Below are 275 nucleotides of genomic sequence, written 5' to 3' on the forward strand. Positions count from 1 at the left end.
CTTGATTTACAATCAGGTTCAGGCGGCACTGAAGCTCAAGACTGGTGTAACATGTTACTTCGCATGTACCTACGCTGGGGCGAAGCAAAAGGCTTTAAAGTTGAGCTAGTAGAAGCAACCGATGGCGATGTGGCCGGAATAAAAGGCGCAACAGTTCGCTTTGTTGGTGAATATGCTTACGGTTGGTTACGTACAGAAACAGGCGTACACCGTTTAGTTCGTAAAAGCCCATTTGACTCAAGTGGCCGTCGTCATACATCGTTTGCCTCTGCGTT

The 275-nt window shown here is 47.6% G+C and carries 1 protein-coding gene; it reads left to right on the forward strand.

Features of this window, described 5'->3' with window-relative positions; all coding sequences use genetic code 11:
• Nucleotides 1-275, forward strand: a 275-nt coding sequence (locus R2R70_RS20150; RefSeq protein WP_410978925.1) for a PCRF domain-containing protein, incomplete at both ends; no start/stop codon positions are given.

It is taken from the genome of Cobetia sp. SIMBA_158, from assembly GCF_046566945.1.
Taxonomy (GTDB): domain Bacteria; phylum Pseudomonadota; class Gammaproteobacteria; order Pseudomonadales; family Halomonadaceae; genus Cobetia; species Cobetia amphilecti.